Genomic DNA, 15,757 nt, shown 5'->3' with positions numbered 1-15,757 from the left:
TCCCCCACCGCCGCCTACCGCGTACAACCGGCCCGCGACGACGACCTGGCCTGGGTCGTGGACCGCTTCGTGGAATCGGCCGTGCGCGTGAAAGCGGCCGGCTTCGACGCCATCGAACTGCACGCCGGCCACGGCTACCTGCTCCATGCCTTCCTGTCGCCCTATAGCAACCAGCGCCGCGACCGCTGGGGGGGCTCGGTGGCCGCCCGTAGCGAACTGTTCGTGGAAGTGATCCGGGCCGTTCGCCAGGCGGTGGGACCGGCCTTCCCGCTGTGGGCCCGAGTGGGCACCTTCGAGGCCCACCGCGAGCCCGGCCAGCGGATCGACGATGCCCTCAGCACGATGGCGCTGGGCCGGGAGGCCGGGCTCGATGCCATCCATGTGACGGCCTACGGCGACCCGATGGTGGCCACCGGCATCACCGACGGTCATACCCCGCACGAACCGGGAGCACTGCTGGCCGACGCGGCCCGGGTGCGCCACGACCTCGGAATGCCGGTGATCGCCATGGGCCGCCTCACCCCCGAAGCCGCCGAGCAGGCCCTGGCCGACGGCCTCGCCGACGTGATCGCCATGGGCCGCCCCCTCATCGCCGATCCCGACCTGCCCGCCAAACTGGCGGCGGGCCAGCGGCATCGCATCCGCCCCTGCACCTACCAGTACCGCTGCATCGGGGCCATCTTCCAAAATGCGCCGGTGCAGTGCTCGGTCAATCCCGAGGCCGGACACGAGGCCGCCGCGCCCCTTGCGCCAGTGGTGACGGCGCGTCGGGTGCTGGTAGCCGGTGGCGGCCCGGCCGGCCTCGAATGCGCCCGCCGCCTGGCCGAGCGCGGCCACGCCGTGGAACTCTGGGAGGCCAGCGAGAAACTCGGCGGCGCCCTGGCCCTGGCCGAAGAAACCGATCCGGACCTCGCCGGGTTGCTGGCCTGGCTCATCGGCGGGGCCGAAGATGCCGGGGTGACCATCCGCCTTGGCGTCGCCGTGGAGGGTGAGGTTCGCGCCGACGTAGTGGTGTGGGCCACCGGCGGCTCATGGCCGGAGGATTCGGTGTTGCGCCCGTGGCTGGATGGGGTGACCCAACTGGCCGGACCAGTGACGGTCCACGGCAGCAGCAAGGCCGCCGTGTCGGTGGCGCTGCGAGCACGACAGGATGGTCTCGCGGTCACCCTTGTTCCGGACGCGCCCGTGCTGGCTCCCGAACTCGGATTGCCGGGGCGGTTCCGCCTCGTGGCGGCCGCCGCGAGTGCCGGGGTGATCCTCGAGACGGAAGCCCCGACCGACGCGACCACGGTGGTGCGAATGACGCCCCGAGCGGGTCCCCCGCCGCCGAATCATCCCGAACTCCACGTGATCGGCGATGCCCAGGGGGTCGGCCCCGGTGGCCTCGCCGCCGCCTTCGCCAGCGCCGCCGAAGTGGCCGCTCGGATCTAACTGCTGGTCAACCGGAGCGGAAGCACTCGGCCAGATGGTCGTTCACCAACCCGGCGGATTGCATGAAGGCATACACCGTGGTGGGACCCACGAACCGCATGCCCTCCTGCTTCAGGGCCTGGGCCAGGGCCATCGATGCGGGGGTGGCGGCAGGAACCTCCGAGCGCCGGCGCAAGGGGGCAGGGCGGGCGGGGGGCGCGTGGCTCCACACCAATTCCGCCAGGGTGCGGCCCGCGCCGTGCATGGCCTCCACCGCCCGGGCGTTGGCCATGGTGGCCGCTATCTTGCCCTCGTGGCGGACGATCCCGGCGTCGGCCACCAGTCGCGCCACCTCGGCGTCGCCGTAGGCCGCCACCGAGGCGATGTGGAAGCCGTCGAAAGCAGCGCGAAAGGCCTCCCGCTTGCGCAGGATGGTGATCCAGGACAGACCGGCCTGGAAGCCCTCCAGACAGAGCAACTCGAACAGTTCCCGCTCATCGACAACGGGAACCCCCCACTGCTCGTCGTGATACGCCACGTACAGCGGATCCTCGCCGCACCACCAGCATCGCGTCATCGACATCAGGCGATGAACACTTCGGCCTCTTCGGTGAAGAGGATGACCAAGCCATCCGGGTCCAGGATGCGGGTTTCGTCGGGCTGCATTTTGGCCGTGTATTCCGGTGTGCTGATGAGATCTACGAAGTCCGAAAAGTGGTCATACCACTGGATGGCCATGCCATCGAAGGTGTCGCCGGTGCGGTAATCATTGAGGGCGCGGTGATGCTGTTCATAGCGCCTGATGAAACGGCAGAACACCGGTTCATCGGCGATCATGCGGCCGTGTTGGCGCCATTGCTCATGGAACTCTTCCACCGACAACATCGGGTTGCGCTTCACCAGCACCGTGAGTTTGATCACGGGGTCATCCATTGGCCGCAGTTCACGTCGAGGCTCTGGCCGGTGACGGGCTTGGAGAGGTCCGACGCGAAAAACACCACCGACCCGGCGATCTCGCGGGAGTGGGCCAGGTACTTGAGGCTCGTCTCCTCCGCCACCTCGCGGTATACCTCCTCGCCGCTGATCCCCCGCTTCTCGCCCAGGTAATTGAAATACCACTCCACCGACTCGCCCCAGATGTACCCAGGGTGAATCCCGTTCACCCGGATGCCATGCACCCCGAGTTCGGTAGCCAGTGTTTTGGTGGCTGTCTCCAAGGCGCCCTTGGACGCCGCATAGGCACCGGAACGGGCTTCGATGCGGTGGGCCGACATGGAGTTGACCATCACAACCCGACCACCCCCGCGCTCGATCATGGCGGGCACCGCTGCCCGGGTCATCTGCAGGGTGCCCCAGAAGTTGACATCCATCGTGAGGCGCCACTCTTCCAGCGGAGCGTCCATGAACTGTCGCCGGTTGCCGTCCTGGAACGCGTTGTTCACGAGGATATCGAGACCCCCAAAGGTCGCCACCGCCGTGCTGACCGCCGCCAAACACATGGCTGGGTCGGTGATGTCTAGGGCCACTACCTCCGCCCGGGCGCCCAGGGCGCGAATCTCGGCGGCCACCTCATCGGATGTTTCGGTGCGGCGCGCCCCTAAGACGATGTCGGCACCGTGTTGGGCGAGTTGCAACGAAACGTCTCGCCCCATGCCCGGACCGATCCCGGACACGATGGCCACCTTGCCCTCGAGCAGCATCACGTTCTCCTACTGGTTGACGAGCGGAACTACCTCGGCCGCGAAGGCGGCGATCTGGTCACACAGTTCCCCGGCCGAGCGACTGGAGAAGCTCACCTGGATCTGATCTACCCCAAGATCGGCGTAGGTGCGAAGGTATCCGGCAATCTTGGCGGGTGCGCCCCGGAAGCAGCGAGGCGTATCCCAGTCCGGCTCCCCCACAAAGAGCGGACCCGACAGGGCGCCGAGCACGATCGGGTCGTCGCCCCGAGTGGCGGCTCGGTGCTCACGGATGAACCGGATGCCGGCTTCCATACCACCCTCCGGTGGCCCCTGGGGCAACCATCCGTCACCCCGCTCGGCGGCCCGACGCATGGCCGGCTTGGACGAACCCCCCACCCAGATCGGGAGCGAGGCCTGCACCGGCCGGGGACGTTGCCCCACCCCGTCGAAGCGCCAGTGCTGGCCATGGTGGGAGGGAAATTCGGCCGAGAAGGCCGCCCGGAGGGCATCGATAGATTCGTCGAGGAGCGCGCCGCGCTCGGCAAACGGCACACCCAGGGCGGCGAACTCGCCTTCCACGTGGCCCGCGCCAACACCGAGGATGGCTCGCCCGCCCGAGAGCGCATCAAGGGTGGCCCACGCCTTGGCCACCACCAGGGGATGACGATACGGCAGCACGTACACGTGGCTGAGCAGACGCACTCGCTCAGTGACGGCGGCGAGATAGGAGAGCGTGGCGATGGTGTCCCACCACTCGGTGCTCATCGACTCGGACGCTGGGGCCGGTACGGCCACGTGATCACACACGGCCACGTAAGCAAAGCCAGCCGCCTCACAGGCCTGCGCCGCCTGCACGATTTCGGTCACTCCGGCCGTCGCTTCCCACGGCTGGGCGAACAGGGTGCTTTGTGACTGCACCGGAAGCTGCATCCCGAAGGCGACCACGGCTCCCTCTCTCCTTGACGGCCCAACCCTAAAACGTGGTCTACCAGACCCACCCTTGCCGGGGTGCCGCCATCGGCTAGAGAGAAGGCATGGCGGTCCTGCTCTCACTCCTGTCCGCCGCCGTGTACGGAGTGGGCGACTTCTGCGGAGGCATGGCCACCAAAGGTGCCTCGGCGGCCGCCGTATTGCTGTGGTCCCACGGCGTGGGCCTCCTTCTCATCGTGGCGGTGATGCCCTTCATGAGCGGCACCGCCACCACCAGTGACCTCGTGCTCGGCGCCCTCGGCGGCCTAGCGGGTGCCGCGGGCGTGGGTCTGCTCTACCAGGCCTTGGCAATCGGGCCCATGATTGTGGTGGCCCCGGTCGCCGCCCTGATCGCCGCCGCCATCCCCGCGTCGGTCGGATTGGTCACCGGCGACCGGCCCGGACCGGCGGTGGGGGTGGGAATGACCCTCGCCTTGGTGGCCATCGTGGCGGTCTGTGCCGGCGGCGACCGCACCCTGGTCCCCTCGCCCCGCCGCGGGGTCAGTGTGGCGATCGGGGCGGGCGTTGGCTTTGGCCTGTTCTTTGTGGCGCTGGCCGCTACCGGTGACAACGCCGGGCTCTGGCCCCTCTTGGCGGCCCGCATGGCGTCTGTTTCGGTGATGGTGCTGCTGGCGCTGAGCCGCCGGATCGATCCCGAGATACCGCGCGGTCCGGCCAGGCCACTCACCGCCTCGGCCGGAGGCCTCGACCTTGTCGCCAACGCGTGCTATCTGCTCGCCCTGCGCCAGGGGCTCCTGAGCGTGGTGGCAGTGCTGTCATCGCTCTATCCGGTGAGCACCATCGTGCTGGCGCGAGTCGTGCTCGGCGAACGGTTCATGGCGATTCAACGGGTGGGGATTGTCGTAGCACTGGCCGCCACCGCACTCATGGCTACCGGAGGCGGAATCTAGAGGGTGTCGCGGTAGGCGACGGCGGCATCCATGGCGTGACGGGCCGCGTTCAGATCATCGGTGCGGAGGCTGAGCACGACCCGTTCGGCACCCCGCTCCGCCGCCCGCGCAATGGCGGTGTCATCCCCCAACACGCCGCCAAGGGTAAGCGACACCGACGCCGGGTTGCGGCCGACTGCGATGGCGGCCTGCTGCACCTGGGCCCAGCGCTCATCGAGGAGGTCGCCAGCCAGGCCGAGGGGGAAGAACCCGTCGCCGCGCTCACCGGCGCGCCGGGCGGCCGCGGGGGCATGGCCACCCACCAAAATCGGAATCCGCGCCTGGGCGGGCTTGGGGTGGCTGCGCATCGGCGCGAAGTTGAAATGCTGCCCGGCGAACTCAGGGGTGTCGTCTTGCCAGATCACCCGGAGGGCATCGATGGCTTCATCGGTGCGCGTACCGCGCTCGTTTGGGTCGATGCCCAAAGCGGCCACCTCCTCGCGATTCCAGCCCACCCCAATACCCAGAAAGAACCGCCCCCCCGAGAGGCGATCAATAGTGGCGCAGCGCTTCGCCAACGCGAGGGGGTGGTGTTCGGGCAGCACCAGGACGCCCGTACCGAGCCGAATCCGCTCGGTGCGAGCAGCCAACCAAGCCAGCAGGTCGAGCGGATCGGGCAGATCGCAATCATCGGGTAAGGGCATGCGGCCGGTGTCGCTGTAGGGGTAGCGACTGGAGTGACCCACCGGCACCACCACATGCTCCACGGCCAGCAGTGACTCGAATCCGCTCTCATCGGCGTGACGCGCAAACACCCCCATCCAGGCCGGGTCACTGGCCACCCCGAGGCGATAGGGAGGCAGGAGGCCCAGCGCTATTGCCTTCCCACCCGCGGAGGCTTCCATCAGTCGGGCGGGATGATCCCGGTAACGCCCCACGACACCTGGCGGGCCATCGACTGGCGCAACTTCGCCGTGCGGATTCCCCAAAACTCGAAGCCGTACTGGTGGGCGGCGGTATGGGCCAGCATGGCCACCAAGACCCCCGCCGCCGCCATCGGGTCGATCGTCTTGGGGATGCGCCCGGCCTTCTGAGCCTGGCGCACCACCTCGGCTAGCGCAGTGGTGATGTCGTTGAGGAGGCGCACCCGGATCTTCTGGAACCGGCCATCCCCTTCGTCGGTGGCGAGGTCCACTACTCGCAACACGGAGCGATGGTCATCCCAAAACGCCAAGAACGCGTCCACCAGTTCGAGCGCGGTAGCCATCGCTTCGCCCTCCACCCACGATCCCTCCGTGATGATCACTCGGAGGTGCTGCCCGTGCTGCGCCATCTCCTCGGCCAACACCAAGGTGGCCGCCTCTACATCGGCAAAGTACTGGTAGAAGGTGGCCGGTGAGGTGCCGGCTTCGCGGGCGATGTCGATGACCTTCACGTCGCGGTAGGAGGTACTGGTGAGCATGTCGAGGGTGCAGGCCAGCAGGCGTTGCCGCGTGGCGCGTCCGCGGCGGCCGGGCACCCGTCCGTCGGCGGCCCGCAACTCCTCGCTGTGGTCTTCCACCCTGCGCAGCGGAGTCGTCTCGGACATCACAAAAGGCTACGCCTGCCTCCGCAGTTCGGTCTTGAGCACCTTGTTGCTCGCGTTCATCGGCAGATCGGGCACGATGCGCACCTGCCGAGGCACCTTGAAGTTGGCCATCTCCTGGCGGGCCCAGGCGATAATCGCCTCGGGGGTGGGGTTCGTGCCCGCCGTCGCCACTACGAAGGCCATCCCCACCTCACCCATCCGCTCATCGGCCAATCCGATCACCGCCGTCTGCGCAATGTCGGGGTGCAACAGGAGCAGGCGCTCCACTTCGGCCGGGTAGACGTTGAACCCACCGGTGATGAACATGTCCTTCATCCGATCGGTGATGGCCAGATAGCCGCGATCGTCCATGACCCCGATATCGCCGGTATGGAGCCAACCATCGGCATCGATGACTTCAGCGGTCTGCACCGGATCTTCGAAGTACCCCCGCATCACGTTGTACCCACGCACCACCACCTCACCGGCCTCACCCCGGGGCAACTCGCGGCCGGTGAGGTCCACCACCCGCACGTCAACCCCGGGGATGGCCCGGCCCGAGGTGGTGGAAATGGTGAGCGCGTCGTCGTCGTGCCGACACATCGTGGCAATCCCGGACACTTCGGTGAGTCCGTAGCCGGTAACCACCACCTCGAAGCCAAGTTCCTGTTTCATTCGCTCCACCAGTTCCACCGGCACCGCCGCGGCCCCGGTAACGGCCAAGCGCAGGGTCTGCATCTGGGTGAGGTCCAGGTCGGGATGGTTCAGGAACGTCTGGTAGATCGCCGGTGGCCCCGGCAGCATCGTGATGCCGTGGGTGGCCACCATCGCCATGGCCGTCGGGATGTCGAACACGGCCTGAGGCACCAAGGTGGCCCCCGCCGTGAGGGCCGCCACGATGCCGGCCTTGTAGCCGAAGGCGTGAAAGAAGGGGTTGATCACCAGGTAGCGATCGCCGGCCCGCAAACCAATCACCGCCGCCCAGTCGGCAAAGCCTCGCAGCACCTGACCGTGGGTACCCACCACCCCCTTGGGCTGCCCGGTGGTGCCGGAAGTGAAAAGGATGTCGGCCACGCTGTCGGGCCCCAGCGCCGCCATCCGCTCATCGAGCGCCGAGGGATCCACGGCGGCTCCCGACGCCAGAAACCCCGCCCAGGTGGTGGTGCCCGCGGGCGCATCCCCCCGCAGCACCACAGTGTGCTCCAGGTCGGGGAGATCCTGGTCCGCCAACATCGTGAGGTAGTCGTTGCCCAGGAAACCCTGGACCGTGATGAGCAGACGAGCCCGGCTCCGCTGCAGGACGTAGGCGGCCTCGGCCCCCTTGTAGCGAGTGTTGATCGGCACCACCACCCCACCGGCCGACTGCAAGCCCAGCAGCGCCACCACCCACTCCCACACATTGGGCGACCAAATCGCCACCCGGTCACCCGGCTCGAGGCCGGCGGCGAGAAACGCCCGACCCGCGTCGTGCACGGCGGCGGCGAGTTCGGTGAAGGACAAGCGCTGCTCGCCATCAACCAACGCCTCCAGAGCGCCAAATCGCTCGGCGGCCGCCCGCACGAGGTTGGCGGTGGTACCCCATTGCAAGTCGCCCCGCACTCCTGTCTCCATCGTTCCCATAATCACCCCGCCCAGATCGTCATGAGTTCGTCGGTGGTGGTTACCGCGGCGAGCAACGCCAGCGTGTTGTCGATCACCGCATCGGCGTACGGGCCCGGAATGCCGCACACCGCGTCGCGGGGCAGCACCACGTCGTAGCCGTGGTTGACGGCATCCATCACCAGATTGGTGATCGCCACGTTCACCGACACCCCCGTGACCACAATCGTGCGAATCCCGAGGTTGCGTAGCACCGGGTCCAGATCGGTGCCGGCCATCGGATTGAGGCCATGGGTGCGAGTGAGCACGAGATCATCGGGCTCCGGCCCGAGGGTGGGGACAACGGCCACTGCCGCGCTGCCCGGCAGCAGGCTCACCGGCGCTTTGCGCACCCCCATGAACAGTCGGGCGTTGTGGTTGGCCCCCTTGCCGTCGGCTCGGCGATACGCCGTACAGTGCACCACCTGCACCCCCGCGGCGCGGGCGGCGGGCAGGAGCCGAATCACATTTGGCAGCATCTCCACGGCGGCCGCTTCGGCTAGGGCCGGCAGAGCCGAGGTGGCTCCCACCACCCCGTTTTGCACTTCGGAGGTCACGATCGCGGTGTGGGCCGGATCTACCAAACCGGCCAAGTCGAGCGCCATGGACTGCACCTTACCGGGCGCCGCTACAATCTCTGACACACCGTCAGATTGTGGCGAGCCCACCGGGAGCACCTGCATGACCCTCACCGACCCCATTGCCGAGTCCACCGATGTCGAGTGGGAACTCCCCACCATCGTCAGCGTGGACGACCATGTAGTGGAACCCGCCCACCTCTGGGAGCGATGGCTGCCGGAACGCTTCCGGGAAGCGGGCCCGCACGTGGAGCGTCGAGGCATCGGCCACCTGAAGCACATCGGTGGTGGCCAGTACGAGCAGACCTTCGACCCCGAGGGCCCCCTCGCCGACTGCTGGGTCTACGAAGACCTCGTCTACATCCACAAACGCCATGTGGCGGCGGTGGGCTTCGACCGCGACGACATGACAATGTCACCGATCACCTACGACGAGATGCGACCAGGCTGCTACGACCCTCAGGCCCGCATCCGCGACATGCAAATGAACCACGTGGAGGCGTCGCTCTGCTTCCCGAGTTTTCCCCGCTTCTGCGGCCAGACCTTTGCCGAAGCCAAGGACCGAGACCTCGCCGAGGCGTGTGTGCGGGCCTACAACGACTGGATGGTGGAGGAGTGGTGCGGCGACTCCGACGGCCAGTTACTTCCGCTGCCCATCGTCCCGTTGTGGGATGCCGAACTGGCCGCCCAGGAAGTGATGCGCAATGCCGCACGCGGGGCGCGCGCCGTGTGCTTCAGTGAGGTGCCCCCCCACCTCGGCCTCCCGTCTATTCACTCCGGCGAATGGGACCCGTTCATCGCGGCCTGCCAGGACACCAAGACGGTGATCTGCATGCACATCGGTTCGTCCTCGCGAATGCCCGCCACCTCCGCCGATGCGCCGGTGGCGGTGGCCGCCACCTTGTCCTTCGGCAACGCCATGGCCTCGATGACCGACTGGCTCTTCTCCGGCAAACTTGTGCAGTTCCCCGAGGTGAAACTCGCCTACAGCGAAGGCCAGATCGGCTGGATCCCTTACATCCTCGAGCGGGCCGACACCGTGTGGAAGGAGCACCGGGCATGGGGCGGGGTGGCCGAGTTGGTTCCCGAACCTCCCTCCACCTACTACTACCGTCAGATCTTCGGGTGCTTCTTCCGCGACCAGCACGGAATCGATGCCCTCGACAAGGTGGGCGAGGACAACATCACCTTCGAGACCGACTACCCCCACACCGATTCCACCTGGCCGGACACCAAAGCGGTGGCCACCAAGCTGATGGAAGGCCTGCCCCACCACGTCGTAGAAAAAATCATGCGCGGGAACGCCCGTCGGATGCTCGACATTCACTGAGCCCTTGCGTCAGTCCCCCGCCGGGCGCGCCAGGATAGTGACCGACCGCACCAACTCGTACCCCAACCGGCCGTAGAGGGCCCCTGCTCCGGTGGAGTTCCCCTCGTCTACCCCCAGGATGGAGCGTTCGAATCCGGTGGAGGAATCCGCCAGGCGCCGATGCACATCATCGAGGAGCCAGCCCGCCACACCCTCTCGGCGCCGATCCGGCACGGTGCCCACCGTGGTGATCCACGCCTCCACCGGGCCGGTCTCCCAATCCTGCGGGTAGGCGGCGGTCAGCACCAGCGCCACCACCGCGGTGGTGGCTGTTTCCACCGCCAGCACCGAGAGGTCCGGCCGGAAGTAGCGGTGGCCGGTGTACCACTGCACCCATTCGTCACCGTTGCGGGGTCGTCGTCCCCAATGGTGGGCAAAGGCTTCGGCATGGGCCAACCGCGCCCGGTGGTCCAGGGCGGGGCTCCACCCCACGCACTCGAGCCCCGCCGGCCCCGTTGACCTCGCCGCGTTGACTCGCGACGTGGGACGGGCCACATCGAGGAACCGGCGCTGGGGATCGAACCCGGCCCGGCGGACCAAGGCCCATAGATCGGCTTGCTCCTGCCCCACCTCGATGATCAGATTGGTGGGCGAGGCGGCATCGAAGGTGGCGGCAATCTCGTTGCCGCGCCGGCGGGACCAGTTCACCAGCGCCGTCCCCACGCCCCGGCGACGGTGCGTGGGTCCTACGCCTCCCCAGCAGGCCACCTCGTGGGCATCCCCGTCCCCGGGGATCGCTTTCAACCAGGCGAAACCGACGAGATGCGGACCGTCCCACACGAAGATGGCATCAGTGGCCGGGTGCGACCAGGCCGACCGCCACTCATCCGCGAGGTCCTCGATTGCGTGGACCTCCCCCCGCCCATCAGCAGCGGCGATGGCGGCGAGAAGGGCTGCCCACTGCTGGTTCTCCTGCGGCACCGGCGCCGCCCACCGCAGTTTCATCATGTCGGGATCCTGTCAGGCCGGTGCTCCACCATCGGCCCCCGGGCGCCCCGCAGGCCGCCCACGAGCGGGTGCCGGCGACCATCACCGGTCGAGAGGAGGCTGCGAACACCACCTACAGTGGGGAGGTATGGATCATCCCGTCCCGCCCAGCGACGCTCCCGATGACCCCGAAGCGCTCAAAGCCATCTATGCCAGCCGGTTCGGACACCGCACGAATGACCGGCTCGTGCTCTGGGAAACGCTCGTATCGGCCCACTTCCAGCGGTACGTGGACCCCACCGACGTCGTGCTCGATCTGGCGGCTGGCTACTGCGAGTTCATCAACACCATCCGCTGCGGCACCAAGATCGCCGTCGACCTGAACCCGACTATCACCGAGATGGCCGGACCCGACGTACGGGTCTGCCACAGTCGATCAACGGCCTTGCCCGCGGATCTCACCGGTGCCGTGGATGTGGCCTGGGTCAGCAACTTCTTCGAGCACCTCCAAGACTCTGGCGAGTTGCTCGCCACGCTGCGGGAACTCCACCGCGTTCTTCGACCCGGCGGCCGCCTCCTGGTGCTGCAGCCCAACATCCGGCTCCTGGGGGCCGCCTACTGGGACTTCGTCGACCACTCACTGCCCATCACCGACAGGAGCCTGCGCGAGGCGCTGACCCTCACTGGCTTCACCATCGAGACCATGAAAGTCCGCTTCCTGCCCTACACCACCGAATCACGGCTCCCGATATCGGCGCCGCTCATTCGCTTCTATCTCCACTTTCCTCCGGCGCAATGGCTCCTCGGCAAGCAGACCTTCGTGGTGGCCCGGGCGAACCCCACCCACCCCTAAAACGTCGATCAGCCACGTGCCCGCGCGACAGGACACACTACCCGCACCATCTAGGTGGGGCCGCAAAGGATTGCTATCGTTGTCTTTTCCACGGATAGACCAAGCGGGGGCCCACGATGGTTGCTAACGATCCAGTCGCCATCGTGGGCGGGTGTGGGCATGTCGGGCTACCCCTCGGGCTCGCCTTTGCCGACGCTGGCCTCCCGGTGTTGCTCTACGACATCAACGCCGACGCAGTGGCCCTCGTGCGCGCCGGCCAGATGCCCTTCGTCGAAAAAGGAGCCGATGAGTTGCTGGCGCGGGTACTGGCCAAGGGAAACCTCACCGTGACCAGCGACCCCGCCCTGGTCAGCGAAGTCGACCATGTGGTGGTTGTCATCGGGACGCCCGTCGACGAGCACCTCAACCCCGACCCCGCTGCGGTGGTGCACGCCATCGAGGGGATGATCGATCACCTGCGTGATGGCCAGCACCTCGTGATGCGCAGCACGGTCTACCCGGGTGTCACCGCCCTGGTGGAGCGATTGCTCGCCCAGCATTCCCTGGCCATCGACGTGTCGTTCTGCCCCGAGCGCATCGCCGAGGGCAAAGCGATCGAGGAACTCCACTCGCTCCCCCAGATCGTGTCGGGACGCACTCCCGAGGCCGTGCGACGGGCCCGCGAACTCTTCGGGTGGCTCACCGACAAGACGATCCCGCTCGAGGTCGAAGAGGCCGAGCTGGCCAAGTTGTTCACCAACACCTGGCGCTATATCAAGTTCGCCGCCGCCAATCAGCTCTACATGATCGCCACCGATTATGGGGCCGATTTCGAACGGATCCGGGCGGCGATGACCGAGGACTACCCCCGAGCGGCCGACCTCCCGGGGGCGGGCTTCGCCGCCGGCCCGTGTCTCTTGAAAGACACGATGCAGCTCGCCGCCTTCAACCGGAACAACTTCATGCTGGGCCATGCCAGCATGCTGGTGAACGAGGGCCTCCCCGACTATGTCGTCGACCAGATCACGGCGGCCCACGACCTCTCCACGATGACCGTCGGTCTTCTCGGCATGGCCTTCAAGGGAGAGTCTGATGACATCCGATCAAGCCTGAGCTACAAGCTAAAACGCCTGTTGCAGCTCAAGGCCGCTCGAGTCCTTTGCACCGATCCCTACGTCACCCTGGACGACCACCTCGAGCCGCTGGATGCGGTGCTCGAACAGGCCGACCTCCTCGTCGTTGCTGCGCCGCATGACCTCTATCGGTCGCTCTCCCCTCGGGTGCCGGTAATCGACATCTGGAACGTGATCCCGTCTGCGCAGTCCGCATGACGGCGCGCATCAGCGTGGTGGTGCCCGTGTTCAATGAGGGCGACGCCATCAACGCGTTTCTCGACCGGGTCTTTGAGTCGGTCACCATGTCGTGCGAGATCCTGGCCGTCTATGACGACGAGGAAGACACCACCCGAGCGCATCTGGAGGCCTACGCCCTTCGCGAGCCACGCGTGGTCCCCACCCTCAACACCTACGGCAAAGGACCAGGCCACGCCATCCGCTTTGGCGTCGACCACGCCGAAGCCAAAATCGTCGTGGTCACCATGTCTGACGGCAGCGACGATCCGCGACAGATCGAGGCGCTGGCCCATCTCGTGGACCGTGGTGTGGTGATTGCGGTGGCCTCCCGTTACGCCAAGGGGGGCCAGCAGGTGGGCGGACCCTTCCTCAAACGAGTTCTCTCGCGTAGTGCCGGCCTGTCGCTCTGCTGGTTGGCGCGGGTGGGCACGCACGATGCCACCAACTCCTTCAAGGCGTACGACCGTGCCTTCCTGCAGAAGGTGGGGGTTGAATCCGATACGGGCTTCGAGATGGGCTTGGAACTGGTGGCCAAGGCCAGGCGATATCGTCTACCGGTCGCGGAACTTCCCACCATCTGGGTAGATCGCTCGGTGGGCCAGTCGAACTTCCAGATCTGGTCTTGGTTGCCCCGCTACCTGCGGTGGTATCGCTATTCCTTCGGGTCGAGGTTGTCATGAACGTTCTGGTCAGCGGATCATCAGGCTTCATCGGTGGCTACGTCGTCGCCGAACTCCTCTCACGCGGTTACTCCGTGGTCGGCATCGACGACCACTCCAAGTACGGCAAGGTAGCCAAGTCGTACGACGACGACCCCAACTACCGCCTAGTGGAGGGCGACGCCCGCAACGTTGCCCTCATGACCGACATCCTTCGAGACTGCGACCACTTCATCGCCGGCGCCGCCATGATCGGCGGCATTTCCTACTTCCACGCCTACGCCTACGACTTGCTCGCCAACAACGAGCGGATCATGGCCGCCTCGTGCGATGCCAGCATCGCCGCCGCCAAAGACGGCCGACTGCAAAAGGTCACCTACATGAGCTCGTCGATGGTCTACGAGTCCACCGATACCTGGCCCTCCACCGAGGGCGACGAGCGCCGGATCGCCCCGCCGCTCTCCTCCTACGGGTTCCAGAAACTCGCGGTCGAGTACTTCGCCCGGGCCGCCTGGGACCAATACCAACTGCCGTACACCATCGTCCGACCGTTCAACTGCGTGGGCATCGGCGAGGCCCGGGCGTTGGGCGATGTGGAGGTGGACAGTGGCAACGTGAAACTGGCCATGAGTCACGTCGTGCCCGACCTCGTCCAGAAGATCCTCAAGGGCCAAGACCCGTTGCACATCCTGGGCGACGGCTCCCAGATCCGTCATTACACCTACGGGGGAGATCTCGCCCGCGGCATCGTGACGGCGATGGAGCACCCCGATGCCCGCAACGACGACTTCAACCTCTCCACTGAGCGTTCCACCACCGTGATGGAGTTGGCAGAGATCATCTGGCACAAGATCAAGGGCCCCGGCGAGCCACTGCGGACCGTGTCGGACCCCGGCTACGACCACGACGTGAACCGCCGGGTTCCCTCAACCCTCAAGGCCAAACGTGTCCTCGGGTTCGAAGCCACCACCAGTCTTGAAGACATGCTTGATGAGGTCATCCCGTGGATCCAACAAGCCCTCGCTGACGGTCGCATCTGACGGCCCCCGGGGGGCGCGGATAGCGTCGCCGGGCGATGGACCCAACCACGCTCACCACAATCCGCTACGAGGCCGCCGCCGGAGTGGCCACCATCACCCTCGACCGGGCTGATCATCACAACGCGTTCACCACCACGATGTGCGACGAGATGGCCGCCACCTGGGCGCAGGTGCGGGAGGACGACACCGTGCGGGCCATCGTGGTGACCGCCACCGGCACCAAGGCCTTCTGTACGGGCATCGACCGTTCCGAAGTGCCCGCCGAAGACGGCGCGGTTTACACCTTCGACCCGCTCACCTATCGCGATCCCGGTGGCCGCCTCGGACCCCGCAGCAACGAATGCTGGAAGCCGGTCATCGCCGCCATCAACGGTATGGCCTGCGGGGGCGCCTTCTATCTGCTGGGCGAGGCCGACATCCTCATCGCCGCCGACCACGCCAGTTTCTTCGACCCCCACGTGACCTACGGCATGCCGGCCGTGTTCGAACCGGCCCTCATGTTGCAGCACATGCCCTTCGGGGAAGTGATGCGTATGACCCTGCTGGGGAACCACGAACGCATCAGCGCGGCCCGGGCACTGGAGATCGGCTTGGTCACCGAGGTCGTACCCACCGCTGATCTTCTCCCCACCGCCCACCGCATCGCGGCCGCCATCGCCTCCCAGCCCCCCGCCGCCGTGCAGGCCAGCCTCCGCTCCCTTTGGGCCGCCCGGGAACTCACACGATCTCAGATGCTCGAAGTGGGCAATACGTTCCTCAATCTCGCCATGAGCCCCGAGGCCCTCGCCCAAGGCCAGTCGGTCTTTACCTCTGGCGTGCGCATCGATCCCACGATCCGGTGACA

17 protein-coding genes are annotated in these 15,757 nt (G+C 66.8%); 8 read left to right on the top strand and 9 right to left on the bottom strand.

Annotated features, from left to right (window positions below):
• A partial coding sequence (locus EXQ71_11760; GenBank protein ID MSO88174.1) for an FAD-binding protein occupies positions 1–1,431 on the top strand: 1,431 nt, incomplete at its 5' end.
• Positions 1,432–1,438: 7 nt separating this feature from the next.
• Here EXQ71_11760 and EXQ71_11755 read toward each other — a convergent pair.
• The 4 genes from EXQ71_11755 to EXQ71_11740 are packed head-to-tail and all read right to left on the bottom strand — an operon-like array spanning position 1,439 to position 4,037.
• Positions 1,439–1,993 (bottom strand): DNA-3-methyladenine glycosylase I, encoded by a 555-nt coding sequence (locus EXQ71_11755; protein ID MSO88173.1) that lies wholly within the window; start codon positions 1,991–1,993, stop codon positions 1,439–1,441.
• Positions 1,993–2,343 (bottom strand): hypothetical protein, encoded by a 351-nt coding sequence (locus EXQ71_11750; protein MSO88172.1) that lies wholly within the window; start codon positions 2,341–2,343, stop codon positions 1,993–1,995. The genes EXQ71_11755 and EXQ71_11750 overlap by 1 nt, the downstream gene beginning before the upstream one ends.
• Positions 2,328–3,110 (bottom strand): SDR family oxidoreductase, encoded by a 783-nt coding sequence (locus tag EXQ71_11745; GenBank protein ID MSO88171.1) that lies wholly within the window; start codon positions 3,108–3,110, stop codon positions 2,328–2,330. Before EXQ71_11745 ends, EXQ71_11750 begins: the two co-directional genes overlap by 16 nt.
• 9 nt (positions 3,111–3,119) lie before the next feature.
• The gene (locus tag EXQ71_11740) at positions 3,120–4,037 is read right to left on the bottom strand and encodes an LLM class F420-dependent oxidoreductase (GenBank protein ID MSO88170.1); all 918 of its coding nucleotides are present in this window, start codon (positions 4,035–4,037) and stop codon (positions 3,120–3,122) included.
• A gap of 89 nt (positions 4,038–4,126) precedes the next feature.
• Here EXQ71_11740 and EXQ71_11735 point away from each other — a divergent pair, with 89 nt between their 5' ends.
• Positions 4,127–4,972 carry an EamA family transporter gene (locus tag EXQ71_11735; GenBank protein ID MSO88169.1) on the top strand — a complete coding sequence of 282 codons (846 nt, stop codon included), beginning with the start codon at positions 4,127–4,129 and terminating at the stop codon, positions 4,970–4,972.
• Here EXQ71_11735 and EXQ71_11730 read toward each other — a convergent pair.
• Genes EXQ71_11730 through EXQ71_11715 form a run of 4 tightly spaced genes read right to left on the bottom strand, consistent with a single transcriptional unit; the run spans position 4,969 to position 8,761 of the window.
• On the bottom strand, positions 4,969–5,856 hold the full coding sequence (locus EXQ71_11730) for an LLM class F420-dependent oxidoreductase (GenBank protein MSO88168.1): 888 nt from the start codon (positions 5,854–5,856) through the stop codon (positions 4,969–4,971). The two genes, EXQ71_11735 and EXQ71_11730, sit on opposite strands and share 4 nt — an antisense overlap.
• Complete coding sequence (locus EXQ71_11725) at positions 5,856–6,539, bottom strand: TetR/AcrR family transcriptional regulator (protein MSO88167.1); 684 nt, start codon at positions 6,537–6,539, stop codon at positions 5,856–5,858. The genes EXQ71_11730 and EXQ71_11725 overlap by 1 nt, the downstream gene beginning before the upstream one ends.
• Before the next feature lie 9 nt (positions 6,540–6,548).
• Complete coding sequence (locus EXQ71_11720) at positions 6,549–8,117, bottom strand: fatty acid--CoA ligase family protein (GenBank protein ID MSO88166.1); 1,569 nt, start codon at positions 8,115–8,117, stop codon at positions 6,549–6,551.
• Between the two features lie 23 nt (positions 8,118–8,140).
• Positions 8,141–8,761: a cysteine hydrolase gene (locus EXQ71_11715; protein MSO88165.1), complete on the bottom strand. Its 621-nt coding sequence runs from the start codon at positions 8,759–8,761 to the stop codon at positions 8,141–8,143.
• Between EXQ71_11715 and EXQ71_11710 the strand changes: the two genes are divergently transcribed.
• Positions 8,760–10,064, top strand: coding sequence for an amidohydrolase (locus tag EXQ71_11710; GenBank protein MSO88164.1), 1,305 nt, complete (start codon positions 8,760–8,762; stop codon positions 10,062–10,064). The genes EXQ71_11715 and EXQ71_11710 overlap by 2 nt on opposite strands.
• A 9-nt stretch (positions 10,065–10,073) precedes the next feature.
• Here the strand turns inward: EXQ71_11710 and EXQ71_11705 are convergent, their stop codons facing one another.
• Positions 10,074–11,051 (bottom strand): GNAT family N-acetyltransferase, encoded by a 978-nt coding sequence (locus tag EXQ71_11705; GenBank protein MSO88163.1) that lies wholly within the window; start codon positions 11,049–11,051, stop codon positions 10,074–10,076.
• A 127-nt stretch (positions 11,052–11,178) separates the two neighbouring features.
• Here EXQ71_11705 and EXQ71_11700 point away from each other — a divergent pair, with 127 nt between their 5' ends.
• From EXQ71_11700 to EXQ71_11680, 5 genes are all read left to right on the top strand, one after another.
• The gene (locus EXQ71_11700; GenBank protein ID MSO88162.1) at positions 11,179–11,883 is read left to right on the top strand and encodes a class I SAM-dependent methyltransferase; all 705 of its coding nucleotides are present in this window, start codon (positions 11,179–11,181) and stop codon (positions 11,881–11,883) included.
• A gap of 116 nt (positions 11,884–11,999) precedes the next feature.
• A complete protein-coding gene (locus EXQ71_11695) occupies positions 12,000–13,193 on the top strand; it encodes a nucleotide sugar dehydrogenase (GenBank protein ID MSO88161.1) in 1,194 nt (397 codons plus the stop codon).
• Complete coding sequence (locus EXQ71_11690) at positions 13,190–13,894, top strand: glycosyltransferase family 2 protein (protein ID MSO88160.1); 705 nt, start codon at positions 13,190–13,192, stop codon at positions 13,892–13,894. Before EXQ71_11695 ends, EXQ71_11690 begins: the two co-directional genes overlap by 4 nt.
• The gene (locus tag EXQ71_11685; protein MSO88159.1) at positions 13,891–14,913 is read left to right on the top strand and encodes an NAD(P)-dependent oxidoreductase; all 1,023 of its coding nucleotides are present in this window, start codon (positions 13,891–13,893) and stop codon (positions 14,911–14,913) included. Before EXQ71_11690 ends, EXQ71_11685 begins: the two co-directional genes overlap by 4 nt.
• A 35-nt stretch (positions 14,914–14,948) precedes the next feature.
• Complete coding sequence (locus EXQ71_11680) at positions 14,949–15,755, top strand: enoyl-CoA hydratase/isomerase family protein (GenBank protein MSO88158.1); 807 nt, start codon at positions 14,949–14,951, stop codon at positions 15,753–15,755.
• Positions 15,756–15,757: the final 2 nt, after the last annotated feature.

This window comes from Acidimicrobiia bacterium (assembly GCA_009694375.1).
Taxonomy (GTDB): Bacteria; Actinomycetota; Acidimicrobiia; order Acidimicrobiales; family VFJN01; genus VFJN01.
This window is presented reverse-complemented; position numbering and strand designations above follow the sequence as displayed.